The organism is Cellvibrio sp. (assembly GCF_039207905.1).
In the GTDB taxonomy this organism is placed as follows: Bacteria; Pseudomonadota; Gammaproteobacteria; order Pseudomonadales; family Cellvibrionaceae; genus Cellvibrio.
Map to the genome: position 1 here is coordinate 158,292 of NZ_JBCECX010000001.1, position 15,498 is coordinate 173,789.

General features: G+C 50.4%; 9 protein-coding genes. 6 read left to right on the forward strand and 3 right to left on the reverse strand.

The genetic code is table 11. From position 1 onward, the window contains the following. Window positions 1–30 precede the first annotated feature (30 nt). From AAGC78_RS00655 to AAGC78_RS00680, 6 genes are all read left to right on the forward strand, one after another. The gene (locus tag AAGC78_RS00655) at window positions 31–2,436 is read left to right on the forward strand and encodes a TonB-dependent siderophore receptor (RefSeq protein ID WP_435782090.1); all 2,406 of its coding nucleotides are present in this window, start codon (window positions 31–33) and stop codon (window positions 2,434–2,436) included. Between the two features lie 179 nt (window positions 2,437–2,615). Continuing rightward, complete coding sequence (locus AAGC78_RS00660; protein ID WP_435782091.1) at window positions 2,616–4,856, forward strand: TonB-dependent siderophore receptor; 2,241 nt, start codon at window positions 2,616–2,618, stop codon at window positions 4,854–4,856. Between the two features lie 221 nt (window positions 4,857–5,077). Beyond that, window positions 5,078–7,309 carry a TonB-dependent siderophore receptor gene (locus tag AAGC78_RS00665; protein ID WP_435782092.1) on the forward strand — a complete coding sequence of 744 codons (2,232 nt, stop codon included), beginning with the start codon at window positions 5,078–5,080 and terminating at the stop codon, window positions 7,307–7,309. A gap of 140 nt (window positions 7,310–7,449) precedes the next feature. After that, complete coding sequence (locus tag AAGC78_RS00670; RefSeq protein WP_435782093.1) at window positions 7,450–7,986, forward strand: sigma-70 family RNA polymerase sigma factor; 537 nt, start codon at window positions 7,450–7,452, stop codon at window positions 7,984–7,986. Between the two features lie 11 nt (window positions 7,987–7,997). Further along, a complete protein-coding gene (locus tag AAGC78_RS00675; RefSeq protein WP_435782094.1) occupies window positions 7,998–8,984 on the forward strand; it encodes a FecR domain-containing protein in 987 nt (328 codons plus the stop codon). A 132-nt stretch (window positions 8,985–9,116) separates the two neighbouring features. After that, window positions 9,117–11,618: a TonB-dependent siderophore receptor gene (locus AAGC78_RS00680; RefSeq protein WP_435782095.1), complete on the forward strand. Its 2,502-nt coding sequence runs from the start codon at window positions 9,117–9,119 to the stop codon at window positions 11,616–11,618. 58 nt (window positions 11,619–11,676) lie between these two features. On the opposite strand, the gene AAGC78_RS00685 is transcribed toward AAGC78_RS00680, so the two are convergent. From AAGC78_RS00685 to AAGC78_RS00695, 3 genes are all read right to left on the reverse strand, one after another. Further along, the gene (locus tag AAGC78_RS00685; protein WP_435782096.1) at window positions 11,677–14,220 is read right to left on the reverse strand and encodes a TonB-dependent siderophore receptor; all 2,544 of its coding nucleotides are present in this window, start codon (window positions 14,218–14,220) and stop codon (window positions 11,677–11,679) included. Between the two features lie 102 nt (window positions 14,221–14,322). Then, window positions 14,323–15,303, reverse strand: coding sequence for a FecR domain-containing protein (locus AAGC78_RS00690; RefSeq protein ID WP_435782097.1), 981 nt, complete (start codon window positions 15,301–15,303; stop codon window positions 14,323–14,325). Further along, entirely contained in the window at window positions 15,300–15,476 is a 177-nt protein-coding gene (locus tag AAGC78_RS00695) for a sigma factor-like helix-turn-helix DNA-binding protein (protein ID WP_435782098.1), read from the reverse strand. Before AAGC78_RS00695 ends, AAGC78_RS00690 begins: the two co-directional genes overlap by 4 nt. Window positions 15,477–15,498 lie beyond the last annotated feature (22 nt).

A 15,498-nucleotide genomic window follows, 5' to 3' on the forward strand; every position in this document is an offset into this window, starting at 1 on the left:
AGTGACCACAAAACTTCCAGGAACTCATCCATGCCGAACTGCCGTCTCTTCACTGTTTCATTACTTGCCTGTGCGATAGCTACGCTCGGAGCCGTCAACGCCAGCGCTCAAAACGTTGATGCTCAAACTGCTAATGCTGCTTCATCCAGTGTGCAAGCGCAGCACAGTATCAATCTTTCTGCCGGCCCTTTGTCATCCTCGTTGAATGCCTTGGCGCGACAACTCGGCATCACCTTGGCAGTCGATCCTGCGCTCGTTAATAACAAGCAAGCACCTGCGGTTACCGGCAATTATTCTGCCCAGCAAGCATTGGATTTGTTGTTGGCAAATTCCGGCCTTTCAGCAACCGCAGCGGCAGACGGTAGTTATTCGATTGTTGTCCAACCCAAAAGTGTCGGCGTGTTGCGTGCAGTAAAAGTGACGGCGGCGGCTGATCGCGCTGCGGTATCTGAAGCTTACGCCGGTGGACAAGTTGCGAGCCGCAGCCGCGTCGGCATCATGGGTAATCTGGATGTATTTGAAACGCCGTTCAGCACCCAAAGTTTTACCGAATCTTTTGTGCGCGACCAACAGGCGCGCCGCGTGGCGGACATCATTAACGTCGATCCCTCCGTACGCAGCGCGCAAGCGGAATATGGCGATACCGAGACTTACATCATTCGCGGTTTGCCGCTGTTTGTGAATCAGGTGGGCGTGAATGGGCTCTACGGCATGACCGAGCAGCGCCGCATTACGCCCGAGTTTTACGAGCGGATTGATGTACTAAAAGGCCCTGCCTCCATGCTCAATGGTATGACTCCTTTTGGGGTGGTGGGCGGCAACGTAAACCTGGTGACCAAGCGCGCGCTGGATACTCCTTTGGCGAGGCTGACCGGCAGTTATATTTCGGATAGCCAGTTGGGCGCGCATTTGGATGTCGGCCGTCGTTTTGGTTCCGATAATGCGTGGGGTGCTCGCGCGAATCTCTTATCCCGCTCTGGCGATACACCTATCGATAATCAGGATGACCGCATGCTCAACGGCGCGCTGGCGCTGGATTATCGCGGCGAAAAATTAACGGCGAGCATCGACCTGACGACACAGGAACGCAAGACCAATGGCCAAACGGCCAACATGGTTTACAACCCCGGTTTTGCACTGCCGAAGGCATTGGACAACACCCACAATTTTGCGAATGAGTGGGAGTTTATTGATACCAATGCCGATTATCTAATGGCGCAAGTAGCCTACGAATTTTCGCCGCTGGCGACCGCGTATCTCAATTACGGCAAAGGGCAGGGCGATGAAGAATATTTTTACGCTGCATCGCAAATGCGCCGGATTATTAATTCAGCTGGCGACTTCACTGCGCGTGTTGGCGGTTTTCGCGGCTCCTACGAAAGCGAGACTTATGATCTAGGGTTGCGCGGTGAATTTCACACCGGCAGCGTCAGCCACAAATACGCAATTTCTTACACGGATTTTGAGCGGCAATCCTACGGCTCAACGCTGCATGCAACTCCGGTATACACCGGCAATATTTACGTAACAGCGCAATTGCCAGAGCCCACATTAACTTACGGTGTAATTCCGCAAAACGGCGATGTGCAACCCAGCAGCATTGGTGTAATGGATACTTTGGGTTTTGCTGATGACAAAATATTGTTAACCCTTGGTGTGCGCGAACAGAAAATTTACGCCGGCATTTTTTCTGGCGGAATCAAAACCCGCGAATACGATGAGTCCGAATTAACACCCACTGGCGCGTTCTTGGTAAAGCACGGCAATTACTCTTTTTATGCCAATTACAGTGAAGGTTTGGCGCAAGGCACCAACGCTCCGAACGGAACCGCTAATCAGGGCGAAATGCTGCCGCCTACTGTGACCAAACAACAGGAAGCGGGTGTGAAATATGATGCGGGAACCTTTGGTTTTACCGGCGCTGTATTTGAAATTTCACTGCCCTCAACACTGATTAATTCAGGCAATGTTTTTGTCGCCGATGGTGAACAACTTAATCGCGGACTTGAGTTGTCGACTTTCGGGCAACCAATCGAAGGTTTGCGTTTGATTGGCGGCGTCACCTTGATTGATGCCAAACAAACCCGCACCCAGGGCGGCATCAATGATGGCAAAGATGCAGTCGGAGTGCCTGAAACCAATATCGTGCTGAATGCCGAATACGATGTGTCGGGCATCGCCGGTTTGACACTCACCAGCAGAGTTAACTCTTTCAGTAGCGCACAGGCCGACGTGGGTAATACCCAGAGTATTCCCGGCTGGGAAACACTCGACTTGGGCGCGCGTTACACCACCACGCTGGCAGGGAAAAAACTTGCCCTGCGCGCCAATGTCATGAACGTCACCGACAAAAGTTACTGGAATTCGGTATCGCGCGGCTTCCTCACTATGGGGGCACCAAGAACCTTGTTGTTGTCCGCGAGTGTGGATTTCTAAGTATTCCTGCGCACAACTTCCCCTAACTACCTCCGTCCTGGATGAGTCACATCTATTCATCCCGGGCGGAGTATTGTCTTCCCCCGTTATTTTCTGAAAATGCGTATTGTTGTTAATTGAGAATTTATATCATTATTGGTAAGGTGGCGCCCTGTTAATCATCCACTTGGGGAATATTCATGCGCCACCAATCTCTCAGCAGATTGCATCAGATCCATCCACTCACCCGCGCGCTGCGTTATGCGAGCCTTGGCTTGTTCGTCGCCGGTATATCCGCCAGCCCATTGAGCTTGGCCGATTCCGCGAAAGACGATGCGCAAGCAAACGAAAAAACAGCGAAAACTGCCGCGCGACTGAAAGCGGTAAAAGTAACAGCAGAAGCTACGGATGGTGGCGCTGATAATGGTTATCGCACCGAAACCGTGTCCGGTGTGGGCGCTTGGGAAGGGCGCAGCCTGCAAGACACGCCTTATTCGGTAAATGTGTTTTCAGAGGAATTGATCGAGAACTTACAGGCGACCACGCCTGACCAGATTTACCGCGTGAACCCGACTACGCAATTGATGCGCGCACAACACGAGAACAACCAACCGCGAATTATGATGCGCGGCTTCTCGGTGCAGCGCTCCTATCGCGACGGTGTACCCGATGATCAATACAACCACAGTGCGACTATGGAAGACACTGCACGAATCGAAATTCTTAACGGATTGTCGGGCTTTTTGTATGGCGCGAACAACGTTGGCGGCGTTACCAATTACGTGACCAAGCGTTCGACCGAAGAGCGTTTAAATCAGGTGACCTTGAGTAGCCTCGGTGGCAACAGTTGGAACGTTCACGGCGACTTTGGTGGCAAGTTTGATAGCGAAGGCAAGTACGGCTATCGCGTCAACGCGGTAGAGCAGGGTGGTGATGGCTCTATCAAAAATCAGGCAGTCGAAAAAACTTTCTACAGCCTCGCGTTTGATGGTTATTTGTTTGAAGATTTCTGGGTGCAAATTCACGCGATGGATTACACCTACGATGTGAACGGCTCGCAAACCTATTGGTATTTTGCCAACGGCGTTAAACGCCCGTCAGCGTCCATTATTGATAACGATATTTCCTGGGGCCAACCCTGGACTAATCGCTGGTATGACTACAATCGTTACGGCACCAACTTGAAGTGGCAAATCAGCGAAAACGTATCATTGCGCGGCGCTTACATCGATAACCGCGGTTCGCGTGGCTCGGAAAGCACCAGCAATACCATCGCCGCCAATGGCACTTACAGCCAGGTAATTAGCGGTGTTTATACTCCGGGCTTGGACACGTTGCTCAGCGACCAAAAGGATTCAGGTACCGCGCTTTATCTCGATGTATTGTTCGACACCGGCTCAGTCGCGCACAAACTCACCACCGGCTATCAATACAGCGACAGTTTTCAATATCGCTACACCGGCGGTGCCAGCGCTGCGAATATCAATATTACTGGCAAGCCTATGACGTCCCCATCGTACATATCTCGCCCAACCAACGTGGCACAAGTCAATCGCGGCAAGATCACGCTTAGTAGCAACACCGAATATCGCAGCCTGATTATTGGGGATGACATCACGTTCAATGAGCAGTGGTCGGCGCTCCTGGGTGCAGCCCAAACAACTATCACCCAAAAAACCGGCACGGGTTACGATGAGTCTGCGCTCACGCCATCCGTATCCGTATTGTTCAAGCCAGTAGAATCGATCACTACTTATGTAAGCTATATCGAAGGATTGGAAGCTGGAGCTGTGGTGCCGGAGTTCTACAATAACACCGCGGTAAAAGTAGTGAATGGTGGAAAATCATTTGACCCGCTAACCAGCGAGCAATTTGAAATCGGGATGAAAACCAGCGTCGGCGAATTGGAGATAAATGCCGCGCTATTCCGCATCGAAAAAGGCTTGCAGTACTACATCAACGTCCCTGCTGCACCTGAGTATGTGCAAGACGGTCTGCAAATCCATGATGGGATCGAGGTCACGGTGATGGGCAACCTGACTGAAAACCTCAATCTGATCAGCGGTTTTACCTGGCTTGATCCGGAAGTGAAAAATCAACGACAAAAACCAGCGATAGAAGGCAAAGCGCCTATTGATGTTGCTAAAAAAATTGCGAAAGCGCGTCTTGAATACACCATTCCTACGCTGCGCAACCTCAGTGTTTCCTTTGCTGTAAATCACAACGGCGCTAGTTATGGTGATGATATGAATCTAGACAAAGTGCCTGGCTACACCTTGTTTGATGTCGGCACCCGCTACCAAATGAATGTGTCGGAAAAGTTGATCACATTGCGTGCGGATTTGCACAACATCACCAATGAGCATTACTGGAATGGGTTCAACGGTACGCGTATAGGTGATCCGCGCACCTTGTCGCTTTCGGCAACGGTTGAGTTTTAACTGATAGTTTTCAATATCGCGTCCAGGGATGGATGCTCCCCATACGATTGGCTTAAAACGATCGCGATAGTCCGTACCTTTTCTCCCAAAAATCTGCTTTTTTAGACGAGCTGATGGATTGCAGATTCTTCTATCAAATCGCTTTTCTACATGAACTAGTCCTGTTAAAGTGCGCGCCGCTATTAAATAGGAATATTTTTCATTTGAAAGGTTTTGTCATTATGAGTTCAAGACTATCAATCCCTCTGTTGCTCGCTTTATCTGCCGGTTCGGCAGGTTTGACCTTCGCTGCTGATCCTGCGCCCGACAATGTCGGCAAGCTGAAAGCGGTAAAAGTGGAAGCTGATGCTGATGATGCGACTACGGAAAACTCCGGCTCTTTCGCAGTGAAGAAATCGCGCGGAGCATCGCGTTTGACCTTGGATCTGAAAGAGACTCCGCAATCGGTGAGTGTGATCACCCGCGAGCAAATGGATTTGCGTGGCTTGAGTACTCTTGAAGATATTCTGAATGCTACTCCCGGTGTTTATACCACCCGTTTGGACAGTGAGCGTTCGGCTTATTATTCCCGTGGCTTTGCCATTACCAACCGCCAAATTGATGGCCTACCGGTGGGCGATAACAGCCCGCGTTTTGACAATTTCTTTTTTGATCGTGTTGAGGTGATTAAAGGGGCTACCGGCTTGATGGGTTCTACCGGCAATCCTTCAGCAACCATCAATATGATCCGCAAACGCCCAACGGCGGAGTTTCAAGCTAACTTCGGCGCTAGTGTTGGTCGTTGGGATCACCGCCGTCTGGAAGCGGATGTGTCTTCATCGCTCAACAGCAGCGGCAGTATCCGCGGCCGCGCAATGATTGCCGATACAGATGAAGATTCCTATATGGATTATTACCACTTGGATTCAACCATCGGCATGGCAATTATCGAGGTTGATCTGGGCGAGAACACGCTCGCGACTCTGGGTTATCAGCATCAAAAAAACAATCCCACAGGTTCAACCTGGGGCACAGTACCTTACTGGAATCAGGATGGCAGCCTTGCAAATATGCCGCGCAATTTTAGTTTGACGACCGACTGGAGCCGCATCCACGAAACCGATAAAACCTGGTTTGCCGAATTGCAGCACGAATTCGACAATGAGTGGTTAGTGAAAGGTGTGGTATCAACAACAACGTCGGAATCGGATTGGTTGGTAGCTTACGGCGGCAGTGGTTTCCCCAATCCTGCCACCGGTGCCGGTTTGTCGCTCTGGACCGGGATTTATCCTTACAGCGAAAACGAAAAGTTGAATCTTGATTTGTATGCGTCCGGCCCTTTTGAATTGTTCGGGCGCAAGCATGAAGTTATCGCGGGCTATAGCGGTTTTACTTCCACTAGCACTACCGACAATGTCACCACTGATGTGAAATATCCCGCGCAAATTCCAAATTACCACGACTGGAAAGGTGATATTCCCGAGCCGACTTATGTGAAAAATGGCGCTGGCAGTGAAACCACTACGGATATCTACGGTTTCTACACTACGGCCCGCTTTAATCTGGCAGACCCGCTGAATTTGATTGTTGGTCTGCGGATGACGGACTACGAATACGAAGCAAAAGCCTGGACCGCGAGTACACCAAAAGCGCTGAGTTCTGACCCGCGCAAACAGGACATGGTGACACCCTATGTAGGTTTAACTTACGACATCAACGAGCGCTTCACCGCCTACGCCAGTTACGCGGATATGTTTAACCCTTCCAGCCGCAAAAATCGCGACAACGACTATCTCGATCCAGAGATAGGACTCAATTACGAGTTGGGTATCAAGAGCGATTGGAATGACGGAAAACTGCTGACGTCGCTTGCAGCCTTCTGGTCAGAAAAAGATGACCTCGCGATAGCCGATATTGAATACAACCAGAGTGTGCAACAGGCAATTGCCAATGGCGCAAAACCGGAAGACTTCAAAGTACTGACTGCTTATATCGCTACCGGTCAGGGATTAAAAGTTGAAGGCTTTGAAGTAGAGGCAATTGGTTTGCTGACCGATAGTTGGAATTTCTCTTGGGGTTATACCTACGTGAATAGCATTACTTCCGCTATTTCCAGCGAATTGATGAACGTGCCGCAGCATCAGATAAAACTCTCCACCAGCTACACATTGCCGGGAAGCCTGTGGCAAGGAGCGGAAGATTTGACATTAGGTGGTGCCTTGAATTGGCAAGATGGAATCTCGAACCGCTGGGGTGGTGCGCCTGCCAATTCAATTGGCAATGGTGTGATTTCGCAAGGGGCTTATTCATTGGCCAGCGCATTTATCAATTATCAAATCACCAGTTCGATTAGCGCCAACCTGAATGTCGACAACCTGTTCGATAAAGAGTATTACACCAACGTTGGTTTTTATAATGGCGTTTACTGGGGTGAGCCACGCAACCTGAGACTCAGTCTGCGCGCACGCTTCTAGTTAAAATGCATCGAAAAGAGACGGTGCGCGTCTCTTTTCGATAACTGCTGTACCGTTTTTCCTATTCCTCGATTCACTGATTGCCTTTGTTACTTTATATGCCATAAAATGCGATTAATTCTCATTTGGTGGTAATTTTTATGATCGTCCAAACCGCGGGACAATGTGGGTTGGCTAGGGATGGTGCTGATTCGCAATCTATTCGCACGCTCTATACAGATCATCATCATTGGTTGCAGGGCTGGTTGCGCCGCAAGTTGGATAATCGCTACGATGCTGCCGATCTTGCGCAAGACACCTTTCTGCGGGTGTTGGCGGGGCGCAATACCGCCAGCATTATTGAGCCGCGCAAATATCTGGCAACCATCGCTAATGGTTTATTGATCGACCGTTTTCGTCACCAGCGCATAGAAGCTGCATACCTTGATGCATTAGCTGCGCGTCCAGAGCCGCTGGATATCTCTCCCGAAACCCGCACATTAATCCTTGAAACCCTTACGGCTATCGATCGGATGTTGGATGAATTGGGGTCACGCACCCGGGAGATTTTTGTGTTGGCGCAATTTGAAGGGCTGACTTACGCCGCGATCGGCGAGCGCTTGGGGGTGTCGATCACCACGGTAAAAAAACATCTGGTGCGGGCGTTGACCCAGTGCCTGTTGATTGCTGAATCCTGAGCAACCAAGTGATGCGTATTATGAATGAAGCCGCGCGCCTGGAGCCTTTGTCACCCGAGACACTGGAGGCTGCCGCGCGTTGGTATGTTCAGCTCAATGATGTGGAGTTGGGCGATGACTCCAGTGCGGGGCAACGCAAGGCATGGGAGCAGTGGCTCGCGGCCGATGAAACCCATCGTCAGGCGTGGACGCGGATGGAGGCGCTGGAGCGCCGGTTAACTGGCCTGCCTGCAGATATCGCTGCGCCGACATTGGCAACAGCTGGCGCGACAATTCAACGGCGACGCACGGTTAAAGTATTGGGCGCATTGATTGCGGCTGGTGCGTTTACTGCGTTTTTCCCGCAAATTGAATCGGGCGTGCAATGGGCGCGTGCCGACTATCGCACCCGTACCGGTGAGCGGCGGCAAGTGGTCTTGGCTGATGGCGGTATTCTGGATATCAATACCGACTCTGCGGTCGATATTGAGTACAGCGATAACTTGCGCAAACTACATTTGTTGCGCGGCGATGTGCTTATCCAGACCGCAAAAGACCCGCATCGTCGCCCGTTTGAAGTGCACACCTCCCACGGGCGAATCCGCGCCTTGGGGACGCGCTTTACGGTAAGTTACCAGCTAGGACAAACGCGCGTGGCCGTGCTGGAAGACAGTATTGAAATCCATCCCGCAGCAGGTGCCGTAGTGCGTCTGGACGCGGGGCAGCAAGCGACTTTTTCTGCATCTGGCGTTTTGCCTGTCACTCCTGCTGCGGTGGGGGAAGGCGCCTGGAGCCAAGGCAAGTTGGTGGTGATTGAACAGCGGTTGGCGGATTTTCTTGCCGAGCTGGAGCGTCATCGCCCAGGTAAAATTGTGTGTGCTGCATCGATTGCCGATATGCGACTCTCCGGTGCTTTCCGCTTAAACGACACAGATGCGCTGCTCGATAATCTCGCCGCTTCATTACCCATCAAGCTGCGCTACTTCACCCGCTATTGGGTGAGTGTTGAACCAAAATAGTTTTTCATTATTTTATCGATCAGGGTTGCTCTTTTTTTCTCTCGCACGGCTAACCGGATAGATGTGGATTTTCCGCTTCGTCCATCACTGTTTTCGCCCATTGCTCCCGAGAGTTAAAGAGGATTTTTTGTTATGAACCATTCTGTTTCCCCAGGCTTTTTCGCCCTGCGCCCGGCGGTTGCCTTTATCCGCGCAGCGACTTTGGGGATTGCCCTTGCTGGCGCCGTTGCTACGCCGATGATTGCTACCGCAGCTGATGCCCAGATCGCGCAGCGCACTTATCAAATCCCCGCTGGCCCGCTGGGTACTGCACTCACCACATTTGCTGCCGCTGCTGATATCAACCTTTCATTTGAAGCAGACCAGATGCGCGGCCTGAGTAGTGCTGGCCTACAAGGTGAATTTACTGTGGCAGATGGACTTGCCCGTTTGTTAGGTGATAGCGGCATGGAAGCGGTTGATCGCGGCAATGGCAACTATGTACTGCGCACCAAACCCACCACGCTCAAAAGTGTAAAAGTGAGTTCCACCAGCATCGCGGGTGACAGCAATTCCTGGGGCACAGATCAGGTTAGTTGGGGCAAAGGCCAGAAACTGAAAGACACGCCGCAATCCATCTCTGTACTCACCAGCCAGCGCCTTGGCGACCAGAACCTGACCACGGTGGATCAGGCACTTGAGCAGGCGACCGGTGTGACTATCACCAAAAGCTCGTCGATTCATTCGACCTGGTATTCCCGTGGTTATGAGATCACCAACGTTCAGCTTGATGGCGGTGCGGCTATGTTCCGCGGTTTTGGTTTGACGGTAACGCCGGACTTGAGCCAATTCGAGCAAGTGGAAGTATTGCGCGGTGCCGACGGTTTGTTCTCTGGTAGCGGTGAACCAGGCGGTAGTTTGAATCTGGTGCGCAAACGTCCGACTACCGAGTTCCAGGGCAGCGCACTTTTGTCGGCGGCTGAATGGGATCGTTATCGTTCGGAAGTGGATGTATCCGGTAGTTTGTTGGCCGATGGTGCAGTGCGCGGCCGCGCGGTGTTGTCTTATGAAGATGGCGATACCTTTGAAAAAGTCGCCCACACCGAAAAAACCTTGGCGTACGGCATTGTCGAATTCGATCTTACATCCTCTACCTTGCTGACTCTGGGCGGTAGTTATGATGATCGCAACCAACCTTATGCTGCGTTCGGATTACCTCGCTTCAGCGATGGCCGCGATCTGCATCTCCCGCGCGACACTTATATCGCACCTTCGTGGGCGACTTACGACTCTCGTGTCGAGACGCTGTTTGCCCAAGTGAAACAACAATTCAATGAGGATTGGGAATTCACTCTGGATCTCGTGGATAACAGTATTGAGAACGACCGCATTGGGCTCAACTTTGCTTCCACTGCTGATCCCATTACGTTTGCTGCCGGTTCTTCAACCGCGACTCGCTACCAATACTCCAGCGATCAAACGGCAGTAGACGTAACCCTTAAAGGTCATTTCGAATTATTTGGCCGTCGGCATGAAGTGGTATTTGGTGGCAACTGGCAAGAGGTAGAGAGCACAGCCGTTGGTGAGCAAACGGCGGAGCGTTATGCCATTAATAATATTTTCACCTTTACCCCTTACGACTTCCCTAAACCCGCGGACAATTTATTCCTGCCGTTTTTCAAACAACCGGCTTACGGTATTGAGCAAACCGGCTTTTATGGTGTTGGTCGCTTCGCATTGACTGATTCATTGAAACTGATTGTAGGTGCGCGCAATAACAGTTACGAACAAAATTATTTTTATCAGCCACTTAATTTGGATGGCAGTGTAAGAAGTACAACAGATACTTATCACGAAGATAAAAATGTCGTCACACCTTACGGTGGGTTGGTGTACACGCTCAACGAAAACTGGAACCTCTACACCAGCTTTGGTGAGACATGGAAATCACAGGCGAATAATTTGAAAGGTCCATTACCGGGCACACCTTTAGATCCTATTACCGGTCGCAATTATGAAGCGGGTATCAAGGGTGATTTTGCCAATGGCAAATTAAATACGTATCTGGCGCTCTACAAAATTGAACGCAACGGGCAGGGCATTCGCGATACCGATTATGTATCGACTCCCGGTGACATGGGGTCCAATTGTTGTTGGCTGGATGATGGTGAAGCCGTTAGCGAGGGCGTAGACGCAGAAATTAGTGGCGAGCTGACAAGTGATTGGTGGATGAGCCTTGGTTACACCTGGAATGACAACGAAACCAAACGCGGCGCAAGCACTGGCCGTTTCAGTACGGCAACACCCGAACACTTATTGAAGCTCTATACCAGCTGGCGTTTACCGGCGTCTTTGTCTGACTGGCGTGTTGGCGGCGGCGTTACTGCGCAATCGGAAAACTACGCTAAAGGTAATGTGCGTTTGTATGATGCAAATGGTCAGCCTGGTGCAACTGCTCCCTATGAATTCACCCAGAGTGGTTATTCAGTGTGGAATGCTTTTGTTGAATACCGTGTTCATCCGCAATGGACTGCCACGCTGAACCTCAACAATGTGTTCGACAAAACCTACTACTCAACCGTTGGTAACAGTGCTTACTACAATTTCTATGGCGAGCCGCGCAATCTGGGTCTGACGTTACGCGGAAAATTTTAATGTAGTTTTGCAGCCAACGCACATCCGGATAATTCCGGATGTGCGTTTTTTTTGCTATTTAGAAATTTCCTCGCAACGTCAACATGGTATTCACCGGTTCGCCGTACCAGTTACTGGAGTTGCTGCTGCCCATGGTTTGATAATATTTTTTATCAAAAACGTTATTCACTTTTAACGATGTTGTCCAGTTGTCGGTCAAACGATAATCGCCAAACAAACTCCATACCGCATAACCCGATTGGGTGTATTCAAACGGTACCGTCGGTCCATCATAAACATCGGTAATCGGATTAAGTGATCTCACTGTACCTGTTACGTATTGCGAACTCTGCGCGGTAACACCGCCGCCGAGTGTCAGCTTGGACAAGCTGCCATCAAATCGCCAGGTGCTCCAGAGTTTAAATAAATGTTTGGGGGTGACAGAGCTGAAACGTTTGATTGCAGCTTTTTTATCTTCATTGTCATTCCAGGTGTAGCCGGCAAATAAATGCCAGCGCGGCAAAATTTCTCCATTGATTTCCACATCAATCCCTTTGCTTAGGCGTTCTCCTTGAGCAACCCAGCAACAGTTTCCGCCGTCAGGATCAGTCACACTGGTGTAATCGGGATCGCGTACGGCTTCACCTTCGCGCTCAATACGGTAGAGCGCCAACGAGGCAGTAATGCGATTTTCCAACCAATCACTTTTAACGCCCAATTCGAAATTTTTTCCGGTGATAGGATCAAGTGGTTCGCCTGGAAGTGGGCCGCTTAAACGGGAAGCTTGGGATACATAAGTTTCCGCAACACTGCCGTACAAAGACACACGATTATTGATGTCGTAAATCAAACCGCCGTAAGGAGTAAATACACCTGAGTCGTCGTATCTTGTAATGGTCTCACCGCGTGAGCCTGTTTCGCGAAAGTTGTATTCGTAATCGTTGTAGCGCCCGCCGGTAACGAGTTTTAATTTATCCAGCAGTTGTAATTGCACTGCACCATAAATTCCGTTTTGGGTTCGCTCCATAGGATCAACAAAAATACCGAGGCGAGTTTCCGGCTCTGCGATGTTTACGCTCGGTGGATTGAAAACATCAAACGGAATAACCGAGGTGAACAGATTGCCGCTGAGTGAATCCCAACGTCCTTCTTCATCTTGATAATCAGTGCCGAGCAATACTTTGTGGCGATAACCCCAAGCATCAAAATGACCGGTAAGATTCAAATCCACTGACAGTTGTTCCGATGAATTGTTAACTACAGTACCAAACCAACTGCTGCCTTTTAGCGTCACCGGATCAATTGCGGTGGTGACTGCACCCACTTTGGTATCGCGTGAGCGTTCCATCCAGGTTGAATCCAATTTGAGTGTCCAGTCTTCATTAAAACGGTGTTCAACTTTTGAGAATAATTGTTCTTCTTTTACTTCGTGGCGATTCCAGTCCGGAATAAATGAGGTGCTGCGTGGCAATTTCAAATCGGCGCCGTTGCTGTAGCGCATCAAGCCGTTGCGGAATGGTTTGTCATCACGTGATTCGGAAATACCGCCGAATGTCAGTGTTGTAGCTTCGGCCAAATCGTATTCGAGGATGCCGTAGAGCATATGTTTTTCAGATTCAGCTGTATCGTAAAAAAATTCGCGATCATTCAACACTGCGACAAAACGTCCGCGCAGTGCTTTTGATTCGGTTAAGGGACCTGTTACATCCATCTCCGCCCGGTATTGTTGCCAGCTGCCCACAGCTGCATTTACTTGCAGACGATTTTCTGACGATGGGCGTTTGCGTACCAGATTGATTACGCCACCGGGTTCACCGCCGCCGGAAAATAATCCGTCGGCACCACGCAGTACTTCGATGCTGTCGTAAGCTGCCATATCGATATTATTGAAACCACTCACGTAACCGGGGCCTTCCCAACTCATGGGCGAACCGCCATCCAATCGCACCGAGCCAATCGCAAATCCGCGCGAGTAGATGGTGCTGTTATCCGAAGTCCCCTGTGTCCATGAAAGGCCGGTAGTTTGATCCAATACATTGTTTAATGTCTGTAATCCCTGCTCATCCATACGCTGCCGGGTGACTACGCTCACCGTTTGCGGCGTTTCCCGCAGCGTCATGCCTTTTCCAAAGGTGGCGGTAGTGGTGGCGTAGGAGTGGCTGTCTTCGGTATTCGTTAAACCCTGCGCAGAAACTTTTACTGAGGTCAGTTTTACCAGATTACTTTTTTGCAATTTGTAACCGTCATTTTGCAAAACTGCTTCGAGATCCGTGCCTTCCAATAATTTATTCAATCCAGCTTCCACTGAATAATTCCCACTTAATCCCTGCGTGGTTTTACCTTTGGTGAGTTCAGCCGAACTTGCCAAATAAATACCCGATGTACTGATAAATTGCGTGAGTGCGGTAGAAAGTAGCCCGGCCGGAATGTCGTAACTTTTTACGGCCTGCGATTGTGTTTGCACTTGCTGTACTTGTGTTTCTTGCGCGTGAGCTTCCTGCAGGGCGAAAGGGCTATTGAAAACGGCGCCTACCCAGATTGCGTGAAGTGCAAAGGTCAATGGATGGCAAGCAAAGCGGCGGCGATTGTGCGCCGGGGCATGAGTGGAAGTGGGGGACGACATGAAGGTATTCCTGGTATTCCTGGTATTAATGGATGAAAAAATAAAACGTTCACCCAATGAATCGAACAGCACACCTGAAAGCGGAACCGATTTTATAAAAAATTATTGCTGTGATTTTTCGGCGGCATCAATTGTTATCCACCAACTCATGCTGCGTTTCACTTGAATTGGCAAGGCTGACGCCAGCATCGCCAGGGTTTTATCGAGGTCATTAATGGGATAACCGCCCAACACGCGCAATTCGCCAGCCGCCGGTGTAATACCGATATGCTCGTGGTGATAGCGCCCCAGCTCCGCAAACAATTCGGCGAGCGTTATATCATCGGCCAGCAGAATTCCCTGCGACCATGCGTTGCGTGCGGCATTAGCGGGCGTAATATTTTCCATCGCCTCGCTGGAGAAATGGGTTTGTTGTCCCGCGTTGATAATGTGCGTGAAGTTAGCGGTGGTAATTTCCACCGCGCCTTCGTAAACCGATAGCAATGTTTGTTTATTGTCGAGCCGCAAGGTAAAGCGAGTGCCTAGTGCACGCAGCCGTCCCTGAGCAGTATCAACAACTAATGGGCGCGGATCTTTTGCGGTGTCGATCAACACTTCACCACGCACTAATTGCAAACGGCGCAGATCAGTTTGGTAATCCACATTGAGTGCACTCGCGGTATTCAGCCAAACGCGGGTGCTATCGCTCAAGGTGAAATTGCGTATCTCTCCAGTGCCGGTGCGATAATCTGCTGCTAATGCCATTGCCAATTCCGGCAACGGTGTTGCGCGTAAACCAAACCATCCCAGTACGCCCACACCAAATACACTCAGGGCACCATTCATTAATTGACGGCGACCAAGATTTTTTTGCTGGAGTTTTTGCAAGGTGATGGTGGCGGGCTGTTGCGCAGAGCTGGATTTTAACGGCTCAAAGCGTTGGCTGACGGTTTCTACATATTGCCATGCGCGACGGTGATCATCGTGCGCGGCCAGCCATTCTTGCCAATCGCTACGCTGTTTATCGTCCGCATCCAACTGCAGCAAGGCAAACCATTCGGCGGCCTGCTGCAATACTTTGTGTGAGGGCAGGGAGCTCGTCATTGTGCCAACTCCCGCGCTTCCCACTCAAGGCAATGCAACATCGCACTCGCCAAATATTTGCGCACCATGCGATCAGATACACCCAGCTCGCGCGCAATTTCTTCACCGGTATAGCCATACACCATCGACATCACAAAAGCGGTGGCTGCATTTTTAGATAAGCGGCCAAGCATCGGGTCTATCTGCAACAACGTA